The 21,341-nt window shown below is 62.9% G+C and carries 24 protein-coding genes; 11 read left to right on the top strand and 13 right to left on the bottom strand.

Translation table 11 applies throughout. The annotated features are described in order from the left end of the window. The first annotated feature begins 17 nt into the window (after positions 1-17). Complete coding sequence (locus tag VR74_RS19280) at positions 18-596, top strand: methylated-DNA--[protein]-cysteine S-methyltransferase (RefSeq protein WP_045699596.1); 579 nt, start codon at positions 18-20, stop codon at positions 594-596. Between the two features lie 2 nt (positions 597-598). Here VR74_RS19280 and VR74_RS19275 read toward each other — a convergent pair whose 3' ends face one another. Continuing rightward, positions 599-1,291, bottom strand: coding sequence for a YafY family protein (locus tag VR74_RS19275; RefSeq protein ID WP_045699594.1), 693 nt, complete (start codon positions 1,289-1,291; stop codon positions 599-601). Positions 1,292-1,383: 92 nt separating this feature from the next. Between VR74_RS19275 and VR74_RS19270 the strand changes: the two genes are divergently transcribed. The 7 genes from VR74_RS19270 to VR74_RS21370 all read left to right on the top strand — a co-directional run bounded on the left by VR74_RS19270 (position 1,384) and on the right by VR74_RS21370 (position 7,160). Continuing rightward, positions 1,384-2,109, top strand: a complete 726-nt coding sequence (locus VR74_RS19270; RefSeq protein WP_045699592.1) for a glutathione S-transferase family protein — start codon at positions 1,384-1,386, stop codon at positions 2,107-2,109. 56 nt (positions 2,110-2,165) lie between these two features. After that, on the top strand, positions 2,166-2,696 hold the full coding sequence (locus VR74_RS19265) for a hypothetical protein (protein WP_299951373.1): 531 nt from the start codon (positions 2,166-2,168) through the stop codon (positions 2,694-2,696). A 73-nt stretch (positions 2,697-2,769) separates the two neighbouring features. Continuing rightward, positions 2,770-3,417 (top strand): hypothetical protein, encoded by a 648-nt coding sequence (locus VR74_RS19260; RefSeq protein ID WP_045699587.1) that lies wholly within the window; start codon positions 2,770-2,772, stop codon positions 3,415-3,417. Between the two features lie 66 nt (positions 3,418-3,483). Continuing rightward, entirely contained in the window at positions 3,484-3,855 is a 372-nt protein-coding gene (locus VR74_RS19255; RefSeq protein ID WP_045699585.1) for a hypothetical protein, read from the top strand. A 91-nt stretch (positions 3,856-3,946) separates the two neighbouring features. Then, a complete protein-coding gene (lpdA, locus tag VR74_RS19250) occupies positions 3,947-5,353 on the top strand; it encodes a dihydrolipoyl dehydrogenase (protein ID WP_045699583.1) in 1,407 nt (468 codons plus the stop codon). 80 nt (positions 5,354-5,433) lie between these two features. Further along, positions 5,434-6,657: a hypothetical protein gene (locus VR74_RS19245; protein WP_045699581.1), complete on the top strand. Its 1,224-nt coding sequence runs from the start codon at positions 5,434-5,436 to the stop codon at positions 6,655-6,657. A gap of 56 nt (positions 6,658-6,713) precedes the next feature. Further along, positions 6,714-7,160: a GNAT family N-acetyltransferase gene (locus tag VR74_RS21370; protein WP_299951383.1), complete on the top strand. Its 447-nt coding sequence runs from the start codon at positions 6,714-6,716 to the stop codon at positions 7,158-7,160. A 9-nt stretch (positions 7,161-7,169) separates the two neighbouring features. On the opposite strand, the gene VR74_RS19235 is transcribed toward VR74_RS21370, so the two are convergent. Continuing rightward, entirely contained in the window at positions 7,170-7,481 is a 312-nt protein-coding gene (locus tag VR74_RS19235) for a transcriptional regulator (RefSeq protein ID WP_045699579.1), read from the bottom strand. 7 nt (positions 7,482-7,488) lie between these two features. Further along, positions 7,489-8,112, bottom strand: a complete 624-nt coding sequence (locus VR74_RS19230; RefSeq protein WP_045699577.1) for a hypothetical protein — start codon at positions 8,110-8,112, stop codon at positions 7,489-7,491. 123 nt (positions 8,113-8,235) lie between these two features. Between VR74_RS19230 and VR74_RS19225 the strand changes: the two genes are divergently transcribed. Continuing rightward, the gene (locus tag VR74_RS19225) at positions 8,236-9,582 is read left to right on the top strand and encodes an AAA family ATPase (RefSeq protein ID WP_045699575.1); all 1,347 of its coding nucleotides are present in this window, start codon (positions 8,236-8,238) and stop codon (positions 9,580-9,582) included. Positions 9,583-9,625: 43 nt separating this feature from the next. On the opposite strand, the gene VR74_RS19220 is transcribed toward VR74_RS19225, so the two are convergent. From VR74_RS19220 to VR74_RS19190, 7 genes are all read right to left on the bottom strand, one after another. Further along, positions 9,626-9,856, bottom strand: a complete 231-nt coding sequence (locus tag VR74_RS19220) for a hypothetical protein (protein WP_045699573.1) — start codon at positions 9,854-9,856, stop codon at positions 9,626-9,628. A 67-nt stretch (positions 9,857-9,923) separates the two neighbouring features. Then, the gene (dut, locus tag VR74_RS19215; protein ID WP_045699572.1) at positions 9,924-10,379 is read right to left on the bottom strand and encodes a dUTP diphosphatase; all 456 of its coding nucleotides are present in this window, start codon (positions 10,377-10,379) and stop codon (positions 9,924-9,926) included. A 33-nt stretch (positions 10,380-10,412) separates the two neighbouring features. Beyond that, on the bottom strand, positions 10,413-10,898 hold the full coding sequence (locus VR74_RS19210; RefSeq protein WP_045699621.1) for a GNAT family N-acetyltransferase: 486 nt from the start codon (positions 10,896-10,898) through the stop codon (positions 10,413-10,415). Positions 10,899-10,929: 31 nt separating this feature from the next. Continuing rightward, positions 10,930-12,615, bottom strand: coding sequence for an alpha/beta hydrolase (locus VR74_RS19205; RefSeq protein WP_045699570.1), 1,686 nt, complete (start codon positions 12,613-12,615; stop codon positions 10,930-10,932). A gap of 271 nt (positions 12,616-12,886) precedes the next feature. Further along, positions 12,887-14,119, bottom strand: coding sequence for a bifunctional phosphopantothenoylcysteine decarboxylase/phosphopantothenate--cysteine ligase CoaBC (gene coaBC / locus VR74_RS19200; protein ID WP_045699568.1), 1,233 nt, complete (start codon positions 14,117-14,119; stop codon positions 12,887-12,889). A 101-nt stretch (positions 14,120-14,220) separates the two neighbouring features. Continuing rightward, positions 14,221-14,637: a hypothetical protein gene (locus tag VR74_RS19195; protein ID WP_045699566.1), complete on the bottom strand. Its 417-nt coding sequence runs from the start codon at positions 14,635-14,637 to the stop codon at positions 14,221-14,223. A 112-nt stretch (positions 14,638-14,749) separates the two neighbouring features. Then, a complete protein-coding gene (locus VR74_RS19190) occupies positions 14,750-16,270 on the bottom strand; it encodes an AarF/UbiB family protein (RefSeq protein ID WP_299951370.1) in 1,521 nt (506 codons plus the stop codon). A gap of 90 nt (positions 16,271-16,360) precedes the next feature. Between VR74_RS19190 and VR74_RS21365 the strand changes: the two genes are divergently transcribed. Then, entirely contained in the window at positions 16,361-16,528 is a 168-nt protein-coding gene (locus VR74_RS21365) for a hypothetical protein (RefSeq protein WP_299951367.1), read from the top strand. 11 nt (positions 16,529-16,539) lie between these two features. On the opposite strand, the gene ubiE is transcribed toward VR74_RS21365, so the two are convergent. Next, a complete protein-coding gene (gene ubiE / locus VR74_RS19185; RefSeq protein WP_045699619.1) occupies positions 16,540-17,325 on the bottom strand; it encodes a bifunctional demethylmenaquinone methyltransferase/2-methoxy-6-polyprenyl-1,4-benzoquinol methylase UbiE in 786 nt (261 codons plus the stop codon). 48 nt (positions 17,326-17,373) lie between these two features. On the opposite strand from ubiE, the gene mutM reads away from it, so the two are divergent. After that, on the top strand, positions 17,374-18,219 hold the full coding sequence (mutM, locus tag VR74_RS19180) for a bifunctional DNA-formamidopyrimidine glycosylase/DNA-(apurinic or apyrimidinic site) lyase (protein WP_045699564.1): 846 nt from the start codon (positions 17,374-17,376) through the stop codon (positions 18,217-18,219). On the opposite strand, the gene VR74_RS19175 is transcribed toward mutM, so the two are convergent. Continuing rightward, positions 18,216-19,418: an NAD(P)/FAD-dependent oxidoreductase gene (locus VR74_RS19175; RefSeq protein WP_045699562.1), complete on the bottom strand. Its 1,203-nt coding sequence runs from the start codon at positions 19,416-19,418 to the stop codon at positions 18,216-18,218. The genes mutM and VR74_RS19175 overlap by 4 nt on opposite strands. A 14-nt stretch (positions 19,419-19,432) precedes the next feature. After that, on the bottom strand, positions 19,433-21,082 hold the full coding sequence (locus VR74_RS19170) for a DUF885 domain-containing protein (RefSeq protein WP_366462908.1): 1,650 nt from the start codon (positions 21,080-21,082) through the stop codon (positions 19,433-19,435). Positions 21,083-21,341: the final 259 nt, after the last annotated feature.

Raw genomic sequence — 21,341 nt, 5'->3', positions numbered from 1 at the left:
GGAGTGATCCTTCGAGCATGACACAGGGCGCGGATCCTGAGCGGGCAGAAGCCCGTTTTCACCTGTTCGATACGGCCATCGGGCCGTGCGGCCTGGCGTGGAATTCTGCAGGCCTTGTCCAGGTGCAGCTGCCCGAAGCGAGCGAGGCGGCAACCGAATCCCGACTCGGTCGGATTGCCGCCGCATCATGGAGCGATGCCCTACCACCGGACATATCCGATTGCGAAGCCCGCATGCGGGCCTATTTCGACGGGGCGGAAACCGATTTTGCCGACATCACGCTCGACCTCAGCCGGGCGAATGATTTTACGAAGCGCGTCTATGCGGAACTTCGCAAAGTGGGCTGGGGCCAGACCACTTCCTATGGCGCGCTGGCGAAAAAGCTGGGCGAGCCTGGCGCCGCGCGGGCAATTGGCTCCGCCATGGGAAAGAACCCCTGGCCGCTCATCGTGCCGTGCCACCGCGTGCTCGCTGCCTCCGGCAAGATTGGCGGCTTCTCGGCCTATGGCGGCCGGGCCACCAAGCGGCACATGCTGCAGCTGGAACGGGCAGATGCCGATGGCGCCGCGCCCATGCTGCCGGGCCTGTTCGACTGAAATCAGGCCTTGTCGCGCTGTTCCTTCCGCTGCGCCTCCCAGCGGCGGCGCAGCGTGGCGACACGGTCGGGGAAGCGGCCGAGCGTTTCGGCCTTGCGTACCCTGTCTGTCCGGAAGTGGCGGAAATCCTGGCGCAGTTCGCACCAGCCGCCGATGAGACGCACCTCGTCCCAATAGGCGAGCAGGAACGGCCAGATGACGCGGCGCGTAACATTGCCCGCCTCATCAGAATAGTCGATGGCCATTTTCATCTGTCCACGGATCGCGCCGCGAACCAGCGCGACATCGAACCTGTCTTTGGGGCGCTGGCGGTAACTGACAGGCACGAGGCCGGAATCGACGATTACCGGCTGCAATTCGCGCGGCACGGCGACGGTCAGCTTGGCGATCAGGTCGCGCGCGCCCCGGGCAAGGGCATCGTCACCCCGCGCGGCCACCCATTGCGCGCCGAGCACGGCCGCCTCCAGTTCGTCTGCCGTCAGCATAAGCGGCGGCATGTCATAGCCATCCTCCAGCACATACCCAGTCCCGGCCTCGCCGCGGATCGGCACCCGCTGGGCGATCAGCTCGGCCATGTCGCGGTAGAGTGTGCGCAGGGAGACTTCCAGTTCTTCGGCCAATGCCTGCCCGGTGACCGGCGCACGGTGGCGGCGCAGGACCTGGATGATCTGGAACAGGCGTTCGGTGCGTCTCATATTTCTGATCCTGCTGCCATTCTACTGACACCATGCTGTCAGCAGCCGTCCCGTATCAAGTCCCTATCGCAACCCTGATACGGAGACAGACAATGATCACGCTTTACGGATGGGGCCCAATGTTCGACTGCCCCTCGCCCAGCCCCTATGTGATGAAGACCGACATCCAGCTGCAGATGCTGGGACTTGCGTACAACCGCGCCATCGCGGACCTCGACGCGGTGCCCAAGCACAAGGCGCCCTATGTCATGGATGGCGGCGTGCTGATCGAGGACAGCAATTTCATCCGGGCGCATTTCGAGAAGAAACTGAGGCGGAACCTGGCGGCCGGCCTCAGCGATGAAGACAGTGTGACAAGCTGGGCGCTGGAACGCATGGCCGAGGATCACCTCACCACGATCATGATGATGGAACGCTGGCTGAAGGACGACAATTTCTTCAAGGGGCCCGCCCTGTTCTTCAGCGACGTGCCGGAAGCGGCGCGCGAAGGCGTGATGCAGGAGGTCCGCGAAGGTATCGCCGCCAGTGAGCAGGCCCGTGGCATGGGCCGGCATTCAGAGGCCGAGCACATGCAGCTCGCCGAATGGGACCTGCAGGCCATCGCCATCCAGCTGGCAGGGCAGGACTATTTGTTCGGCGATACACCAACCGTCGCTGATGCCGCCGTGTCAGCCGTGCTGATCAGCTGCGCCACCGAATATTTCGACACGCCGCTCAGCGGCCTTGTGCGCGGGCACACAAATCTCGTGGGCTATATGGACCGCATGAAGGCCCGCTATTTTGCAGAGAACCTGTGGCCCGTGCCCGAAATGGCCTGATGCAGCCGACGCGGCGCAGTTTCCGATTGTATCGCGTCATATCAAATGTAGCCTGCGTGTCCGATGGAATGCGCAGGCTGCTGCGCATCGGGGCAAAGGGGCGCAGCGCGTTGAAATACCTGCAATTCATGACGCGAACAGACGGGCCGCGAATCGCCTACCTCGCCAGGGCGTTCGGCGCGGCGCTGCTGGGCACGATCCTGATGGCGACGCTGGTCAGCCTGATCCTTCCGCGCGAAGCGTCGCAGGGCACCGGAGACAACGCGGCAACGCCCTCACTCACCGATCTGCTTGTGATCTGGCCCATCGTATCGACCCTCGTGCTTTGGGTTGTCCTGGCGGGGGTAAAGCGCGTGACGCCCACCTACTGGCATGCGGCCGGCGCGTCGGCGCTGGTCTTCTTCGCGCTGTTCACGTTCGGCGCGGGCGTGCAGACCGGCCTGATCTTTGCCTGGCCCTATTTCCTGTATTCATTGACATTTCTGGCCTTGCAGCTGGAATCGGACATGGATGCATTCATCATGACCGGCCTGCTGCAGTCGGCGGTAATGTCCCTGCCCGCACTGATCATCAGTTCGCAGGGCTGATCCCGGCCGGATCGATCAAATTTGCAACGCCGCGTTCAGCCAGCATATACCGTGCGCGTGATAGGCATTCTGGATGCTCCGCAAGCTCATTGCCTCGCTGATCACTATTTACGCCATCGCCTTTGCGTTTGGCGCGCTGACCGCCGTGCGCTGGCCGTCGATCATGATGGCGGTCGGCTGGATCGTGCAGGACGATGTGGCAGCCGGTCTTGACGCCGTCGACTGGCGCGCACTCGGCATCGCCTATGGCGCGCCCTACCTGCTGGCGGCGCTCTGCTTCTATTGTTCTGCCGCGATGATTTCAGGCCGTCGCCCGGGCGGCGTGCTCTGGTATGTGATGGGTCTCTGTGCCGGATTTCCGACCGTCTACCTTGTCAGCTTTGAAGAGGGCTGGTGGCAGGACCCGAGCGCGGCTGAAGGCGCCGTCGCCGGGGCCGCGCTTGGCGGACTTTTGCTGATGAGCGCTGTCTATGAGCTGCGCCGGCGCCCTCCGGTGCGTGTGGAGGCCGTAGTGGACACGGCCCAGCCTGAACCCGCCGCTGCCACACCGCCACCTCCCCCTGCCCCCACGCCCGAGGTCGCCATCATCCGCCCGCGCCCCTCACCGCCCAAACCCGTCTTCGTACCGGCAGCGATTGCCCGCCAGCGCGCCAGCTTTGCCGCTCACGGGCGCCGGATGAACGCCAAGCGCAATGAAACCCGCAGCATCCGCCTGTTCTGATTATCCGTTGCTGATGGCCAGGCTTCGGCATAGCCTGTTTGCGAGACGATGGGAGGCACGTCAAAAATGAATATCCGAATGATCGCCGCCGCTGCGATTGCATTGCTCGCAGCCTGGCTTTTCTGGCAGGGCCTGTCCGCCGTCATCATGATCACTCAACGCGGCAGCCCGCTGGGTGACGCGCTGATGCAGCCGCCGACAAGCATGATTCGGCTTCTCGGCAGCGCCATCGTGCTCATCGGCGGATTGCTGGCCCTCGCCCAGCGCGCAGGCGGCGCGATCGTCGCCACGATTGGCACGCTGCTGTTCCTCCTCCTGCCGGTCCTGATGGCTGCAGCCGGAACGGAACCGGTGATGTGGATGGACGAAGCGGTCTATTCGGCCCTGCTGGTTGCCCTCACGATTGCGCTTTTTGTGCTGAAGCGGCGAAAAGCCTGACCGGGCGTCAGCCGCCGCATTGATTTCACACTCAAAATGCCTAGGTTGCAGGCACTCGCCCTAGAGGCCCTTTCAGCAAGGCAGAAATCCCATGTCAGAGACCTATGATGTCGTCATTATCGGTGGCGGCCCCGGCGGCTACAATTGCGCCATACGTGCCGGACAACTCGGCCTGAAAGTCGCCTGTATCGAGATGCGCGACACGCTGGGCGGCACCTGCCTGAATATTGGCTGCATCCCGTCCAAGGCCCTGCTGCACGCGTCGCAGATGTATGCGTCGGCCCAGAATGACTTTGCCGGCATGGGCATCAAGGTCGGCAAGCTGGAACTCGACCTGCCGACGATGATGGCCCAGAAGGCCGAAGCCGTGGAAGGCCTGACCAAGGGCGTCGAATTCCTGCTGAAGAAGAACAAGGCTGATCATATTCGCGGCAAGGGCAGGATCATTGGCAAGGGCAAGGTCGAAGTGACCGATGCCGAAGGCAAGAAGACCGTCCTTGAAACGAAGAACATTGTCATCGCCGCGGGTTCCGAACCGACCAGCCTGCCGGGTATCGAGATCGACGAAGAGCGCGTCGTGACCAATACCGGCGCCCTGTCGCTAACCTCTGTTCCCAAGCGCCTGATCCTGATCGGCGCTGGCGTGATCGGCCTCGAAATGGGCTCGGTCTGGGCCCGGCTCGGTTCGGAAGTGACCGTGATCGAATATCTCGACCGCATCCTGCCCCCCGCAGATGCGGAAGTCGCCAAGGAAGCCCAGAAAGTGTTCAAGAAACAGGGGCTCGATTTCCGCCTCGGCATGAAGGTGACCGGCGTCGAGAAACTGAAGAGCAAGCTGAAGCTCAGCATGGAGCCCGCCAAGGGCGGCGAGACCGAGACGCTGGATGCCGATGTCGTGATCGTGGCTGTCGGCCGCAAACCCTATACGGATGGCCTGGGCCTCGAGAACATTGGCGTCACGCCCGACAAGCGCGGCGTGATCCAGCCTGTCGACGGCCATTTCAAGGTGGCGGATGGCGTCTGGGCGGTCGGCGACTGTATACCCGGGCCGATGCTGGCGCACAAGGCCGAGGATGACGGCACGGCCGTGGCCGAGCTGATCGCCGGCAAGGCCGGTCATGTCGATTACAACCTGGTGCCGAGCGTCGTTTACACGAACCCGGAAATCGCCTGGGTCGGCAAGAATGAGGAAGAATTGAAGGCGGCTGGCGTGGAGTATGTCAAAGGCAAGTTCCCGTTCATGGCCAATTCGCGCGCCCGCACCAATCACGAGACGGTCGGTTTCGTGAAGATCCTCGCCGAGAAAGGCACGGACAAGATTCTCGGCGCGCACATGATCGGCGTCGGCGTCGGCGAGATGATCGCCGAAATCTGCGTGGCCATGGAATTCGGTGCCGCCTCGGAAGACATTGCGCGCACGTCTCACGCCCACCCGACCCTGTCGGAAGCCGTCCGCCAGGCGGCGATGGGTGTCGAAGGCTGGACGATGCAGATGTAGGCACATCCCCCCTGGGGGGGTCGCATCCCTGCCCGGAACACGAATAGACTCCTGACTGAGCAAATTCAGGGGGCGTTTCGATGATGCGTTATGTGAAGTTTTTTGGGGCCGCCATGTGCCTGTCTCTCATGACAGCGCCAGCTTTCACCCAGGCACCTCCTCCGGGCAGCACGCCAGCCGCACCACCAAATCCGAATGCCATCATGGCGGACCTGTCCAACGCCGCGCAGATCACGGCGGCAGCAAAGAAATGCAACTGGAACGAACCGCTACATGTACTCGCGGCGGAATCAATGCTGGCCATCAAGGCCGCCGACCTGAAATCGATAGTGGCGCCCGAAATGCGTGAACAGGTGGACGCCGGACTTGCGGCGTCTGCTGCCAGTGTCAGCGGTTTTGCCTGCAAGCAGCCTGACGGCAAGGACCTGCCGCAACAGCACCAGATCAAGATGTTCGTGATGGACCAGTACTGGCGCATGATAGCGCATGTCGACGTGCTGGGCAGCCTGCGCTGGGGCGAGGTGTTCCGCTATACGCCGGAGGAGCGCGCGGCGCTCGACAAGGAGATCGCGCACATCCGGGAGTTCAAGGGTTATGGCTATTGGGAAGTTGGCAACCCGCTGGAAACACTGGCCGACAAGACCGTGGCGCTGGCCTGCCGGGAGCGCCCGTCAAACGGCAAGCCGTGCCGGCCGGTTCCGCCGGAACTGGAAGGCAATGCAGCGACAGTCAAGACGCTGATCGAGACCACTGAGGCCTTCGGCAAGGCCGTGGCCGCCCAGCAAATCAAGGAGAAACAGGAGTTTCTGGCGGCTGTTGGCGATATCACCCGGTTCAGCGTGATCGGTGACGCGACATGCGAGATGCTGGGGCTTTCACTCAAGACCGGCGACGCACTCGTCAAATCGAAAGTGACCGATGGCGCGTTCGGGTCAATGACCCATGAGGTGATGTTCGCGGAGAAATTCCGCCTCGGCAGGCCGGACCGCGTGGGCTGGATCCTGCTGTTCCGTAGCATGATGTATGAGACCGATGATGATCCCTACATTGTACTGGCCGAGGATGGCGGCGAATGGGACGAGGAGTCCGCTCGCAATGGCGCTGGGCAGGTCAACCAGTTGAGCAATGCCATCATGGACGATATCGAATCGCGCAACATGGATCCGGTCCTCAAGGCAAAAGCCATTGCCCAAGCCAAGGAGACCGTGATCGAGACCCATTTCAACAATTTCGTCTCAATGGGGCTCATGCAATCGATCAATGGCGCGGGCGGCCTCAAACTGAAGCAGTGCACCAAAGACTGAGGCCTGCCGCACCTTCCGGCTGGACGATCCCGCCGCCTCCGCTTACCCTGCTTCACATGTACAAGCATGCCGGAGCCGGATGGACAATCAGGCCGTTCACACGGAACGACCGCATCCCCTGCCTGCGTATTTTCAGCGATTGCCTGCGGGCCTTTCCATGGCGTAGCGAAACACAGGCCTATCTACCTGCCCTGCAGAACGCCTTCGTGGCTTCCCGCGCATTGGTGGCCGCGGAGCCTTCTGCCGGCGTGGTCGGATTCCTGACCGTGCAGGTGCGCAACGGCTATGTTGACCATCTGTTCGTGCAGGAAGACTGGCGCCTGTGCGGCGTCGGACGCGGCCTGCTTGAAATCGCCCGCAGCGAAGCGGCCAAACCCCTGATCCTTGATGTCGACATGCAGAACGTGGCGGCGCGCCGGGCCTATGAAAAGATGGGCTGGCAGGTGGTGGTCGATGCCAAGCCCATGCGCCCGGGACAGCAGGTTCGCCTTATCAGCCCTTGACGGGACAACCTATTCAGCGGCCCGCATGAGGGACTGCATCCGGCCGAGCCAGGCGAGCCAGCCGGCCCGGCCTTCATCCGTGAGAAAAACCCGCGTCTGTGGCCGCTTGCCGACAAAGCGCTTCTCGATGCGGACATAGCCTGCCTCCTCAAGCTTGCGCAAATGGGTCGAGAGGTTGCCATCCGTCGCGCCGACCTTTTCCTTGAGCTCGCCGAAGACGGCAGGGCTGACCGAGGTGAGGTAGGCCATGATGCCGAGCCGGAGGCGGCCATGGATGACATCATCGATATCATTGTGGTCAAACGGATTGTCGCTGGGCATTGCAGGATCACACCGTCTCGGAGGGCTCGTTGCGCAATAGAATCACGCCCGGCAGGAAGACGGTAAGGCCTGCAACGGCCGCGCCAAGTAGCCAGACCAGATTCGTGCTGGCCAGGAACACGGCGCCTGCAACGCTGGCAATGGCACCCCAGCCGGCCAGCGTGAGGACGCGGTTGCCCGAGATGAGGCCTGACGTCAGCTGCGACAGGCCGTAGACGGCGAGAACGACGGGGACCGACCAGATAAAGGCGGCGCTCGTGCTGCCATCAACGAATGAGCGAAGCACGGCGCCTGCAAAATAGGCAAAGAGCACCATGCCCGCACCCATCCAGACAAGGCCCGAGACCCGGTTTCCGGTCGAGGCCGCGCCCGGCTTGCTGGGCGGGAAGGTCCGCTGCAGCAGTTTGAAACCGCCAAAGCCTATGACCACGTAGGCGCTCCACATCCAGGCAAAGGCGCTGGACGGCAGGCCGAGCAGGCCCTCGGCAATGGTATAATGGCCGAGATAGGCCAATGTGGTGACACCGCCCCACCAGCTGAGAAACCGGCCGCCAAGCAGCGGCGCATTCCTGCCTGCTTCGGCCATGTGACGCAGATAGGCAAGGTCGTCTGTAAGGGATTGCTGGCTCATGTTGAGACTCCAAAATAAACTTTGTAATTCAAAGTAGTTTGAATATTGCATTGTGTCAAGCGAGCCTGGTGCATGGGCGCAGCCAGCACTCGCCATGGCCGGAAAACCTCGCTAAGCGGGAGCATGACCGAGACGCCTGCCGCCGACCCTGAAACGCTCTATGCCGCGCCCGCCAAATGGGTCGCTTCCGGCGCCGGGGCCCAGGGCAACCTGTTCCTTACCGGGCGCGCCGGGACCGGCAAGACCACGATGCTGCGCAAGTTCCTGGCTGCAGCGGGCGACAAGGCGGTCGTCCTCGCCCCGACAGGGGTGGCCGCCATGAATGCGGGCGGGCAGACGATCCATTCCTTCTTCAAATTGCCGCCACGCCTGGTGGAGCCGGCCGACATCAAGCGCCTGCGCTCCACCCGCCTGATCAAGGCCGTTGAAACGGTGGTCATTGACGAGATCTCGATGGTGCGCGCCGACATGCTGGATGCGATTGACCGCAGCCTGAAACTGAACCGCGCCTCGAAACGCCCCTTTGGCGGTGTACGGATGATCCTGTCGGGCGACCTGCACCAGCTGCCGCCCGTTGTGTCGGGCAGCGAAGCCCCCATCCTGGAGCAGCGTTATGGCGGCAGCTATTTTCACAATGCGCCCGCCTTCAAGGAGGCCGAGTTCGCCCTGTTGGCACTGAAACACGTGTTCCGGCAGGAAGACCCGCGTTTTCTGGCATTGCTTGGCGCCCTCAGAACCGGCCGCGTCACGCCGATGGATGAAGCTGTCCTGCGCAGCCTCGTCTCATCTCGCAGCGCCGTCGATGCTTCTGAAACGCATGTCGTGCTGACGCCCAACAATGCCAATGCCAACCGGATCAACCAGGCCCGTCTCGCCGGACTGACGACAAAGCCGAAGATTTTTCCCGCCGAGGTCCAGGGACAGTTCGACGAGAAATCCTTCCCGACCGAAGCCGACCTTGAGCTGAAGGAAGGCGCCCGCGTGATGCTGATCCGCAACGACCCGGAAGGGCGCTGGGTGAACGGATCGCTTGCCATCGTGGAGGGGTTCTCCGGCAAGGGCGTGATCGTGTCGATGAATGGCCATGCCTATGAGATCGAGCCATCGGCCTGGGAGAAGTATCGCTACGAACTCGACCCGGAAACCAAGAAGGTGAAGCGCGAGGTTGTCGGCACATTCAAGCAGATGCCGCTGCGGCTGGCCTATGCCGTGACAATCCACAAGGCGCAGGGCCTGACGCTGGACAAGGTGTTCATCGACTTTGACAGCGGCATGTTTGCCCACGGACAGGCCTATGTAGCCTTCTCGCGCGCCCGCACGCTGGAGGGACTGGAGATCAGCCGCGAATTGCGCCCGCGCGATCTTGTGCTCGACCGCGACGCCTTTGCCTTCGGGAAACTCGAAACGATCGAGGACACGGACGCCTATCTGCTGGCGAAGTTCGCCCGCGACGGCGACGCGCTTATCTAGGCGAAGACTTCCGTTTGCGGCGCTTGCCCGCTAACAGTCCGGATCAGGCGAGCTTGCGGATCTCGTCGGCCAGGTGGCGGTCATTGTCCGTGACGATCTTTTCGAGCACGTGAACCCGCTCCTTGAGCCGTTCAATGTCGGCCTTCATGCGCTGCACATCCTTGTCAGATGCCGCATCGGCCTGCTGGTTCTCTTTCATCTTAAAATAATTCTTGAGTACGCCCGCACCGACTGAAATCAGTACGATGATCACGACCATCTGAAATGGATCCATTTTTTAGCGCCTCCAAGCATTATCGATATTCGATATATGGGCAAGTTACAGCCCATTGCAAGACCCATTATTGCCCGGTTGACCCGAATCCGCCAGCCCCGCGGCCTGTCTCGTCGAGACTGTCGACTTTCTTCCATCCGAGTTGTGTCACCGGCGCCAGAACCAGCTGGGCAATCCGCTCACCCCGGGCAATCGTGAAAGGCGTGTCGCCGAGATTGATCAGGATGACCTTGATTTCACCGCGATAGTCGCTGTCGATCGTGCCCGGTGTATTAAGACAGGTGATGCCATGCTTGGCTGCCAGGCCGGAGCGCGGACGCACCTGGATTTCGTAGCCTTCGGGAATTGCAACGCTGAGCCCGGTGGGCACCATGGCCCGCGCACCGGGCATGAGCACCATCGGTTCAGTGTCTGGCACGGCAGCGCGCACGTCCATGCCGGCCGAGCCGGAGGTTTCATAAGCGGGCAGGCTGAGGCCTTCGAAATGCGGTAGCGGGCAGACACTTACAGGAACGTTTTTCATGGCCAGCAGCCGTGTTTGAGTCGCAGGCCCGAGTCAAGGCAGGGCGCGCGCCAGGTAAACGACTTCCTTGGTGTCGTCAGCGTAGCTGCGCCGTCCGATCTCACGGAAGCCGAGCCTGTCATGGAAGCGCAGCGAACCGGGATTGGGCGGGCGCAGGTTCACTTCGCACGTGATCCACGGCGTCGTCCCGGCATAGGCGTGGAATGCCGCGCCATAAAGGGCTGCGCCGATCCCCTGCCCCCGGACTGATTCAGAGATGGCAATCCGGTCGACATAGATGAAATCATCGCCCCATGCCTCCAGCCAGCGCAGGTTGGCACTCGTATATTCCATCATGCCGGGCGGCAGCAGATTGATGAACCCGACAGGCGCGCCAGAAACCTCGGCGACACGCGCATCATGCAGGCTGAGCCACTTGCCGAGCGTTTCGGGCGTCTCGTCACCCACACCGGGCACACCGGCCTGGTTGATAACGTGGAGCGCGGCGAGGTCAGCGGGTGTGTAGGGACGAATGATCATCCGGCGCGGGTGCGGCAAGCGCAGGGATCTGTCAAGCGAGACGGGCAAGGTGGCGGCAAATCAACGCTGTTTCCGTATGCAGGATGGCCGTTCCGCTCTTCTCGATGACATGGAATTCCACGCCGGGTCGGTGGGCCATGTGGTCGGCCACATCGTGGGCCGAAATGATGCTGCAATCTGCCCCCTGCAACCAGGTTTGCCTGCAGGTGACAGCATCAAGGTCTACAGACCAGTCAGCCATGGCTGCGGCGCCGTCGCGCAACCACGCCTCCGCACCCTGCTCGACCGCATGATACAGGCCTTCCGCCTGAACCCTCATCAATTCCGGATCATCAAGCGTCGCAAGGTCGCCCTCGGAGCGGGCATATTGCGCCGCCAGAAAGGCGCGCGTTCCCCGCCGCTTGTAGACTGGCAGGCCGAGACTCATCGCCATCTTCATGACCGATGGCGCGTGGCGTGTCGCCATGGCCGCAAACCGCGTCTGCCGGTCCATGTGCGCGATATGGATACTTTCATCGATCGGCACGCCGCCGCCAATGACCAGCAGTTCGCCGACGCGGTCGCCTAGCGCCCTGGCGATGCGGAAACCATGGGACGAGCCGCCCTGGTGAATGCACAGGCTGATCCGACGGATGCCGAGATGGTCCACGAGCGCGAGCGCATCTTCAACCACTGTGCGGTCGAAATCCGCGCGCGACCGGCTTGGGCTTGTATAGCCAAAGCCGGGCCGCGATGGCGCGATGAAATGAATGTCGGCAGCTGCCAATCCGTGCAGCATGGCCTGTGTGAAGAAGGGGCCCTGAATGTAGCCATGCAGGAACAGAACGGGCCGATTGCCATTTCCCACCTTGTACCAGGCGAGTTCGCGCCGGCCGGGGCGCGATAGTTTGGACAGCCCGTGCCGGGGCGTCTCCCATATTTCGGCACTGGGCGGCGTTTCACGCTCCGGTAATTGGCGCATCAGGTAAGCGATGCTCGCCGATAATTGCACCACGTCCGACATGCGGGCGCAGCCGGTCTTGCGCAGGATGCTTTTCGACTGGCCCTTCACAGTTTCAAGCGACCGTCCGCGCTGGCCGGCAATATCCTTCTGGCTGAGGTTTCCGAGATAACCTTCCAGGACTTCCGTCTCGCTGGCCGTCAGGCCGAACGCCTCGCCGAGGCGCGCCATCAGTCCGGCCGACCAGTCGACATAGGACAATGACACCTGCAGCATGTCTTCGCTGTCCTTAGGCCGCTGGATGAGGGCAAGGCAGGCCCGCGCCTGGGCGGTCTCTATACTGGCGAGGATAATCCGGTCCTGCGCCTGGAACGTCGCTGCGCGCATGACTTGGCGGATTTCCGACAGGGTTGCAGGATCCAGCGGAACCTCGTCCAGCGGACACGGAAAGTCTTGGCCGGTCAGCTGCGACGCGGCGGCATTGCCTGAGACCTGGCCTGTACGTGCGGAAATATCCAGTACAGCGTGAAACCGTTCAGACTGGGCCGACTCGCGCTGCGACGCCGCTTCCACGAGCGCACTGATGCGTTCGGCATGGGTCTCGAGCATCTCGTCATCCCCATCATGGCGCGGGACATCTTCGGCCAGATCGCCACTTTCACTCCCTGCAAAGAAATAGGCCATGGCCGCTTCGAGAAAGGCATCGAACCGGCCTGCTTCGGATGGCACCTCATAGGCGGCACCAAGCATGTCAAAGTAGCGTTTGTTCAGGGACATGACCGGCGCGCACTTAATCCATGGTTGAAATCACACTTTTGCCAGCGGAAGGGTTGGGCCACAAGCACTTGCCGCGACTGGAGAATATTTCGTCCATCCCCCCTGCGGGGCATGAATCTTCCCGTGCACTCCCGTATCCTTGTCCCACAATGCGGGCTGGGTGGGGATCCGGCTTTGGGAGATGTGTAACGATATCCGCTGCCGGGCGAAGGCCCGGTAGCGGATGTTGTTTGGGAATCACTGATCCCGGCCTGGACGCATGCGTCCGCTGCTATTCCGCTGCGAGGCGGACGCCGTCATCATCATGGCCAAGTTCCGACGCGATTTTCCGGGCCAGGCGGCGGGCAACTTCGTCCTTGCCCATGCGCGGCCACCGCTCGGCGTCGCCATGCGAAATCAGCACGACTTCATTCTCGGCCCCGCCCATGACATCGCCGGACACGTCATTGGCCACGATCCAGTCGCATCCCTTCCGGTCAAGCTTGGCACGGGCATAGTCTTCCACGTCATGCGTTTCAGCGGCAAAGCCGATGACCAGGCGCGGCCGGTTCTTGCGCTTGTTCGACAGCGTCTTCAGGATGTCCGGGTTCTCGGCGAGTTCCATGGATGGCGCCTCGCTGCCGGCGCCCTTGATCTTCAGCTTCTTGGTCGCCGCACGCGCGGGCCGCCAGTCGGCGACGGCCGCGACAGAGATGAACACGTCGGCGGGCAGCGCATCCTCGCAGGCCTTGAGCATCTGGCGGGCTGTTTCGACCTGCACCAGTGTGACACCACGTGGTGGGGCAAGCGCGACAGGACCGGAAACCAGCGTAACGCTTGCGCCCTCTGCGGCAAGTGAGGCGGCAATCGCATAGCCCTGGCGGCCGGAGGAATGGTTGGACAGGTAACGGACCGGATCCAGCGGCTCACGCGTGGGACCTGCGGTGACGAGCGCATGGGTGCCGGCCAGCGCCCCTTGCCCCGGTCCCTTCAGTTGGGTCTCGATGGCGGCAACAATCGCGGAAACCTCGGGCAGGCGGCCGGGACCAAACTCGCCGCAGGCCATAGCGCCCTCATCCGGCTCCATAACGGTCACGCCATCCGCGCGCAGCTGGGCGACATTGCGGATGGTCGCCGCATGCTGCCACATGCGCACATTCATAGCAGGCACCATGAGGACCGGTTTGTCGGTCGCCAGCAGCATGGTCGAGGCGAGATCACTGGCGAGACCGGCAGTGACCTTGGCCATGAGATCAGCCGTTGCCGGACAGACGACCACGAGATCGGCAGAGCGCGACAGCTGGATGTGGCCCATCTCGGCTTCGTCATCGAGATCGAACAGTTCTGTATAGGCCTTGTCGCCGGACAGCGCCGACACCGACAGCGGCGTCACGAATTCCTGCCCGGCCCGGGTCACGATACAGCGGCTCGCAATGCCGCGCCGGCCAAGTTCCCGGATCAGCTCCAGGCTCTTATAGGCGGCAATACCGCCGCCGATGACAAGGAGGATGCGCTTCTGTTCCATGGGCCTCAGATAGGTTGCTGGCCCCTTCTTACCGCAAAATCCTTGCACAAACCCCACAAAACCCCGTGAAAGCGTGGCTTCCGGTAAAGATTCAGGGCGATTCAGTCAGGATTTCGCCGGGTACGCATCTCGCGAACGGACTCTGGCGCATACACGATCACGGTCTTGTAGGGATTGCGCGGGCGTTTCTTTACACGGGTGATCGTTTTGCCTGAGAGGGCCGGATCGGGCGATGCGGCACGGGTCATGTCGGCTTGCGTGACCGAACCGCCGCGGAAAACGCGAATGCCGGATCGGGGCGCCGCTTGCCCTGAGCCAACCGGGATGATGCGCATCTGGCTGGCGGATTGGGCCGCAGGCCCCGCCGGTCCGCCCAGCAGGTCCGGTGCCGGCCAGACGCCTGACGGCAGGAAAAGGCTGGAATGATCAACCGGTGTTCCGACCCGGATCAGGTCGCGCGCCAGCGCTTCAGGCGCGATCAGGACAAGGCTGGCCGCCGCAAACAGGAATGGCTTCATAGCGGGTCCCTTCCGACTCGGAAAGGTCAACCATAGGGCAATCGTTAACGCGCATTAAGGCCTTACACCCTGCGCGAGAGTGCAATGTGCGCATTACGCCAGCGAAGCCATGTCAGATGAGGTCCGTGATCCCGGCATAGGCGATCAGGGCGAGGATGACGGTGAGGCCGAACCATCCCCACCATGGGGCGAAGCGCTCGCGACGGGGGGATGTTGTGGGGGTGGCAGGGGCGTCGAGCGACGCTTCAAAGCGGTCCATGACGTCCGGCAGGCGTTTCAGCCGGTTGGCGATTTCATGCAGATTGCCCCTGATGAGCCGCGCCGCGCCTTCGGGCCCGAAACTGCGCCGCACCCAGGCCTCGACGACCGGCTCTGACGCATTCCAGATATTGTGCCCCGGATGAATCGCGCGCGCGACGCCTTCCACCTGCACCATCGTCTTCTGGAGCAGCACCAGTTCCGGGCGCATCTCCATACCGAAGGTCTGCGTATAGTCGAACAGCTGGAGGATCACCCGGCCCATCGACACGTCTTCGGCCGGCTTGCCATGGACGGGCTCGCCAATCGAGCGCAGGGCCTGTGCAAAATCGCCCACCGACTGGGTCGAAGGCACGTAACCGGCTTCGAAATGCACTTCCGCGATGCGCATATAGTCGCGCTTCAGGAAGCCCCAGAGGATTTCGGCTAGGAAGCGGCGCTCCGTCAGGCCGATGCGGCCAATGATGCCGAAGTCGACCAGGGCGACCTTGCCTTCAGGCGTGATGATGATGTTGCCCTCATGCATGTCGGCATGAAAGACGCCATGCTCGATCGCATGGGTGAGGAAGCCGCGCGTAATGTCATTGGCAAGGGCAACGCGGTCGATTGCCGGATTGGCAAGCGCATCGGGATGCGTGAGCGGGATGCCATCCACCCAATCGGTGGTCAGCACGCGGCGGCCGGTCCTGTCCCAGTCAACGCGCGGAACCTGGAAATAGCCGCTGGTCTCGCTGAGTTCGCGCATCTCGTCAGCGCCGCCCGCTTCGAGCCGCAGGTCCGTTTCGCGCATCATTGCGGCGGCGATGGTTTCGGTGAACGCGACCGGTCTCAGGCGGCGGCTTTCCATCGAAACGCCTTCAATCGTCCGCGCGGCACGCTTCATCGCCGACAGTTCGCGGGTGAGCTGGCCTTCGATTCCGGGACGCAGGATCTTGACCGCGCGCGTGCCGCCAGACGTTTCCATCTTGTGGACCTGCGCCAGCGAGGCGGCGGCCAGCGGCGGCCCGAGGTCCGGGAAAAGGCGGTTTGCCTCGTCGAGGCCAAACTCTTCGACGAGCGCGGCACGCGCCAGTTTGGCCGAGAATGGCGGCAGCTTGTCCTTCAGGCGGCTGAGATCGATTGTGACCTGAGAGCCGAACACGTCCGGGCGCGTCGCGAGGAACTGCCCGAGTTTGATATAGGCCGGCCCCAGCTTTTCGAGGGCGCGGGCAAGCCGCTCGCCCGGACGTCCACGCGCACCGCCGCCGAAGATGCGCATCACGCCGCCTGCAACGCGCGCAGGCAAAGGCAGGCGCGACTGGTAGGCAGCCGGCAGGATCACGTCATGCCGGGCCAGCGCGGTGCCTGCCCGCATCAGGCGCAGATAGTCGGACATCGCCCCCATCAGATCCGGCCGTCCGAACGGGAACCTTCGCACAGGCATGCGCGTTGGAATGCTGAACTGAACAACACAAAGGGGCCTGACATGGCTAACTTAAACACGAATTCGAACGGCTTTCTGTATTTCCTGGTGGGTGCGCTGCTGGTAGGCGTGATTGGCTTCGGCGTGTACTATTTCACGCAGGATCACAGTGCAGAGGCTGATCTCGAAATATCCGTAGGCGAAGACGGCATCAAGGTTGATGGCAACTGATTGACCCGGCATCAGACCGCCCAGCCAAAGTGCAGGGCGGCGATGCCACCGGAAAAATTGGTCACGGAAACGCGGGAAAATCCCGCGTTTTCCATTTCTGTCCGGAAGGTTTCCTGATCCGGAAACTGTCGGATGGATTCCACAAGATACTGGTAGCTTTCACGGTCACCCGCGACGAGACTGCCGAGGCGCGGGATGACATTGTAGCTGTAGGTATCATACGCCGCCTGCAGGGCTGGCGCGGTCATGTGGCTGAACTCGAGCACGCCAAGGCGGCCGCCGGGCTTCAGCACGCGGCGGAATTCCTTCAGGCCGGCAACGCGGTCTGCAAAGTTGCGAATCCCGAATGATACCGTCACGGCATCGAACGTCCGGTCCGGATAGGGCAGATTCTGGCCATCGGCGCAGACCCAGTCCAGCCGCCCTTCCCATCTTGCATTGTCAGTGCGGGCCTTGCCGGCCTCAAGCATAGCGTCATTGATGTCACAGACAATGGCTGTGGCCTTGGCGGCCACGCCGCGCCGCTTGCCGGCCTTGTCGGCAAGTTCGAGAAAGGCCCGCGCCAGCTCGCCCGTTCCGCCGGCGACATCGAGATGGCGTTCGCCCGGCTGCGGGTTCAGCTTGTTCATCGCATCATGCTTCCACAGGCGGTGCACGCCCGCGGACATGAGATCGTTCATCAGGTCATAGCGGGAGGCGACCGAGCGGAACACGGTCTTCACCCGGGCGACCTTCTCGGCCTCCGTCACCTCCTCGAACCCGAAAGAGACCTTGCGCTCTGTATCTGCGTCTGACATGCGCGCCACCATAGTTACCCTGACTGCCATAGGCTATATGCGATAAGAATGCCTGAATTACCTGAAGTCGAGACAGTTCGCCGCGGACTTGCCCCTGTGATGGAAGGGGCGGTCATCCAGTCATTGCTGCAGAACCGGGCCGACCTGCGCTTCCCCTTTCCCGAGCGGTTTGCCGAGCGTGTCAGCGGCGCGCGCATCGAGCGGATGGGGCGCAGGGCAAAGTTCCTGACCCTGGACCTGTCGACAGGCGAAGTTCTGGTCATGCATCTTGGCATGACAGGCAGGTTCACGGTGGGCGGCGGCCGTACGGCCGATTTCCACCATGCGACGGGCAATGACGCGCGCCACGACCATGTTGTCTTCCACATGGAGGACGGGCAGACCGTGACCTATAACGACCCGCGCCGGTTTGGCTTCATGGAACTGTGGCCAGCCGCCACGTTCGATGCCTATCCGCGCCTCGCCGCCATGGGCCCGGAGCCCCTGTCGAACGGATTCTCGGCCGCCTATCTTGATGTCGCGCTGAAGGGCAAGGCGGCGCCGATCAAGGCAGCCCTGCTTGACCAGTCGATCATTGCCGGGCTTGGGAACATCTATGTCTGCGAGGCCCTCTACCGCTCCGGCATTTCCCCGAAACGCAAGGCCTCCAGCATTCCGGGCCAGCGCGCAGCGCGTCTGGCGCCAGCGATCAACCAGGTGATTGCCGAGGCGATCGATGCCGGCGGGTCCTCGATATCGGACTTTGCGAATGCCAGCGGCGAACTTGGCTATTTCCAGCACCGGTTCGACGTCTATGACCGCGAGCACAAGCCCTGCAAGACGTGCGGCGCGAATGTGAAACGGATCGTCCAGTCCGGTCGGTCGAGCTTTTACTGCGGGACGTGCCAGCGCTAGCGCCCGGGCCGGAGCCCGAGCCGCCAGAGCGGCGCACCGAGACCGCCTGACACCATGGCCGCCAGAACCTGCGGGCCGGGCCAGATGCGGCTGACGGGCGCGGCGAGCCAGTCGCGGATGAGAGGCAGGACCCGCGAGTCGGACTGGTAGACCGGCGTGAACAGGAAGCTCATCAGCTGGAACAAGCGTACATGGCTGGCCCGCATGCCGGCATAATCGGCGAGCGCGTCGCGGAGATCGGCTTTGCGGGCGATGGCGCGGGCGAGCGCATAGGCATCCAGAAGCGCCATATTGGCCCCCTGCCCCAGTTGCGGGCTGGCGGCATGCCAGCTGTCACCGAGGTGGACGAGGCGGCCGGATACGGCAGGCCAGTGGGTGCGGTGGCGGTAGCGGGCGAAAGTGAGGTCATGGTGGGTCTTGAGGGGGGCGAGGAGGCGGCCGGTCTCGGGCCAGAGCGCGAGCGCGGCATCGCGCCAGTGCGTGAGCGGCGCCGCGCGCCAGGCGTCATGCTGATCGCCGCGAATGGACCAGAAATAGGTGACCGTTTTCGGCCCGCCTTCTGACAGGCTGCCGGATGGCATGACCCCCGCCATGCGGCTGGCGGCCTCGTAGCGCTGTTCGAGTGCATCGGCATGGAAGCCGCCGGAGTCCGGCCAGGGCAGCGTCGCCCAGAGCGCGCCATAGGGAAGTTCGCGGCTCGGCGACGCGGCAAGGACGGAGCGCACACCCAGCGCATCGACAACAAGGTCGAAGGGCCCGTGCATTCCGCCGCCATCATCCAGAAGCGTCGCATCGCGCGGATTGGCGGCGGTTATGCGCGTGGCCGCCACGATGCGCGCGCCTGCAGCCAGCGCCGCCTCATGCACCAGCCTGAACAAGGCGTGGCGCTGGACCGACACGCCCATCAGGGCGGGACGCAGGGATCCGTATTTTACGTCCAGCACGATGCGATCAGATGGTTTCGACAGGCCATAGAGCCGCCGAATCGGCGCACCAAGCGCTTCGGCCTGCATGCGCAATCCGAGCTGGTTGAGGATAGTGAGGCCCGTCTCCTGCAGGATCAGGCCGGACCCGACAGGCCCGGCCGTCTCGAACTGGTCGAACACCGTCACCCGGTGGCCTTCCCGGGCCAGAAAGGCGGCTGCCGCCAGCCCGCCAATGCCCGCCCCGGCAATGCCGATATTGAGAGGCTCCGCCAAATCGATACAGCCGCCTAGAAGACAGCCCGGGGTGCGTCTTCATCCATCATTTCCTTGCGGACCAGCGGGATGGGCGGACCGCCATAGGACAGGAATTCATCGTGGAAAGCCTTCCAGCCTGCGCGCGGATTGTCCGGATAGTGTTTCGCGGTCCAGTCATTGCGCAGCTTGCGGATCATCAGCTTGCCCATCGTGTAGTTGAGATAGGCCGGATCATATGTGCCGCGCGCCGCCTGCTGGGTCGCATTGCCCGCATCCTGGTAGCATTCATTGCGGAACAGGTCGTAGCTTTCCTGGACCGTCATGCCTTCGGCGTGGAGGCTGATCGCCGACAGGTAGCGGCAATTGCGCAGCAGGGCGTTCGACAGCTGGCCGATATGGGTTTCCGGGTCGCCGTCATGCAGGCCCGCTTCATACATCATCTCTTCAGTATAATGGGCCCAGCCTTCAGCAAAGGCATAGCCGACGAACAGTTTGCCAAGCACGGAGTCCGACCGGTTCGAGTGCAGGAAGTTCAGGAAGTGGCCGGGCCAGACTTCGTGGACGCTGGTGCCGAGCAGGTCCATCTTGCCGGGAATGTAGGCTGCGCGCGTTTCGGCGTCCCAGGACGGGTCTGGCGGCGAAATGTAATAGACCGAGGGCAAGCCGGTCTCGTAAGGCCCAGGAATGTCGATATAAGCCGAGTTCTGACGATTGTAGGGGGGCGATTCCTCGACCAGCGCCTGTTCGGTTCCCGGAATCGACACGATGTCGTTTTCCACGAGGAACGCGCGCAGTGCGGGCAGCTGTTCGCGCGCCTCCTCGACCGGGCCGATTTCAGGCTTGTTGGCACCCATCTTTTTCATGCAGTCGCCCAGTGACAGTTCGGGCGCGTACTTGCCGCACGCGCCTTTCAGGGCCTCCTGGTTGCGGGCGAGGTCAGCTTCACCAATGGCCTTGAGTTCAGCCAGCGGGACATCCACGCCTTCGGTCAGGCGGACCATGCCGGAGAATGTCTCTGCGCCGAGGGCGTAACCATCCATCGTGGCGGGGACAGAACCGATATGATCGGACAGGTGCTGCATGGCCGCGGCAGCGGCAGCGGCCGCAGTGTCAAACTCGGCCTGAAGGGCCTGGTCCGTCACGTCGGCAAAGGCGGCCTTGGCGTCACCTGCATAATATTCGGCGAATCCGCTGAAACCGGCCTGTCCGTATTTGAGATAGGTTTCCGGCAGTGGCAGCTTCAGGTTTGCCTCGATCTGGGCCGCCGCCGCAGGCACGTTCTTCGCGTAGGCAATGAACGCCTTCATGCGTGTTTCAGCGTCGGCATAAGGCCGTGCGATATAGACGTTGGGGTCAAGCGCGCCGACATAGTAGTCGGGATTCCTGTGGGGCCAGTCGGCCTTCTCGATCCAGAAAAGTTCGCCCTGCAGTACGGCGACAAGGTAATCGCGTTCGAACGCCTGTCCGGGGGTGAGGCCCGCCGGATCAAGGGCCAGCGCCGTGGATATTGCCTGCGTGCGCTGGTCCCGCGCCGCCTTGAGCCCTTCAGGCGACCAGTCAGGCAACTGGCCATCGAATTCGTGGCGGCCCTGATATACGGCAAAGTCCGGGTTCAGCGGAAAATAGCCGTCGAGAAAGGCCGACAGGAACGCGCCCCATTCCGTGCTGGTGTCGATCGCCATCGGGTCGGCGTTGGCCTGCTGAGGGATTGGCGGGGTTTCCTCCGGCTGGGCGGGGAGCTCAATGAAAGCGTCCGGCGCCTGTCCGGCGGGCTCATTCGTGCATCCGGTTGCGGCAAGCGCCACAAGCGAAGCGGCCATCATCAATCCGTGAATTTTCATGGGGCGTCCTTCAGATTTGGCAGCGCGAAGCGCGCGCGTTTGCGTGCACACTGGCACAGGCGAGCCGGGGCCCGCCAGTCACAATTTTACAGGCAGCCGG

Origin of the sequence: Hyphomonas sp. BRH_c22 (assembly GCF_000961795.1) — a bacterium.
Lineage (GTDB): Bacteria > Pseudomonadota > Alphaproteobacteria > Caulobacterales > Hyphomonadaceae > Hyphomonas.
This window is presented reverse-complemented; position numbering and strand designations above follow the sequence as displayed.

Bases quoted from the DNA above. Each gene is read 5' to 3' on its own strand.
- VR74_RS19280 (WP_045699596.1), top strand. From the start codon at position 18: ATGACACAGGGCGCGGATCCTGAGCGGGCAGAAGCCCGTTTTCACCTG.
- VR74_RS19275 (WP_045699594.1), bottom strand. From the start codon at position 1,291: ATGAGACGCACCGAACGCCTGTTCCAGATCATCCAGGTCCTGCGCCGC.
- VR74_RS19270 (WP_045699592.1), top strand. From the start codon at position 1,384: ATGATCACGCTTTACGGATGGGGCCCAATGTTCGACTGCCCCTCGCCC.
- VR74_RS19260 (WP_045699587.1), top strand. From the start codon at position 2,770: ATGCTCCGCAAGCTCATTGCCTCGCTGATCACTATTTACGCCATCGCC.
- VR74_RS19255 (WP_045699585.1), top strand. From the start codon at position 3,484: ATGAATATCCGAATGATCGCCGCCGCTGCGATTGCATTGCTCGCAGCC.
- lpdA (WP_045699583.1), top strand. From the start codon at position 3,947: ATGTCAGAGACCTATGATGTCGTCATTATCGGTGGCGGCCCCGGCGGC.
- VR74_RS19245 (WP_045699581.1), top strand. From the start codon at position 5,434: ATGATGCGTTATGTGAAGTTTTTTGGGGCCGCCATGTGCCTGTCTCTC.
- VR74_RS21370 (WP_299951383.1), top strand. From the start codon at position 6,714: ATGTACAAGCATGCCGGAGCCGGATGGACAATCAGGCCGTTCACACGG.
- VR74_RS19235 (WP_045699579.1), bottom strand. From the start codon at position 7,481: ATGCCCAGCGACAATCCGTTTGACCACAATGATATCGATGATGTCATC.
- VR74_RS19230 (WP_045699577.1), bottom strand. From the start codon at position 8,112: ATGAGCCAGCAATCCCTTACAGACGACCTTGCCTATCTGCGTCACATG.
- VR74_RS19225 (WP_045699575.1), top strand. From the start codon at position 8,236: ATGACCGAGACGCCTGCCGCCGACCCTGAAACGCTCTATGCCGCGCCC.
- VR74_RS19220 (WP_045699573.1), bottom strand. From the start codon at position 9,856: ATGGATCCATTTCAGATGGTCGTGATCATCGTACTGATTTCAGTCGGT.
- dut (WP_045699572.1), bottom strand. From the start codon at position 10,379: ATGAAAAACGTTCCTGTAAGTGTCTGCCCGCTACCGCATTTCGAAGGC.
- VR74_RS19210 (WP_045699621.1), bottom strand. From the start codon at position 10,898: ATGATCATTCGTCCCTACACACCCGCTGACCTCGCCGCGCTCCACGTT.
- VR74_RS19205 (WP_045699570.1), bottom strand. From the start codon at position 12,615: ATGTCCCTGAACAAACGCTACTTTGACATGCTTGGTGCCGCCTATGAG.
- coaBC (WP_045699568.1), bottom strand. From the start codon at position 14,119: ATGGAACAGAAGCGCATCCTCCTTGTCATCGGCGGCGGTATTGCCGCC.
- VR74_RS19195 (WP_045699566.1), bottom strand. From the start codon at position 14,637: ATGAAGCCATTCCTGTTTGCGGCGGCCAGCCTTGTCCTGATCGCGCCT.
- VR74_RS19190 (WP_299951370.1), bottom strand. From the start codon at position 16,270: ATGTCCGACTATCTGCGCCTGATGCGGGCAGGCACCGCGCTGGCCCGG.
- VR74_RS21365 (WP_299951367.1), top strand. From the start codon at position 16,361: ATGGCTAACTTAAACACGAATTCGAACGGCTTTCTGTATTTCCTGGTG.
- ubiE (WP_045699619.1), bottom strand. From the start codon at position 17,325: ATGTCAGACGCAGATACAGAGCGCAAGGTCTCTTTCGGGTTCGAGGAG.
- mutM (WP_045699564.1), top strand. From the start codon at position 17,374: ATGCCTGAATTACCTGAAGTCGAGACAGTTCGCCGCGGACTTGCCCCT.
- VR74_RS19170 (WP_366462908.1), bottom strand. From the start codon at position 21,082: ATGGCGATCGACACCAGCACGGAATGGGGCGCGTTCCTGTCGGCCTTT.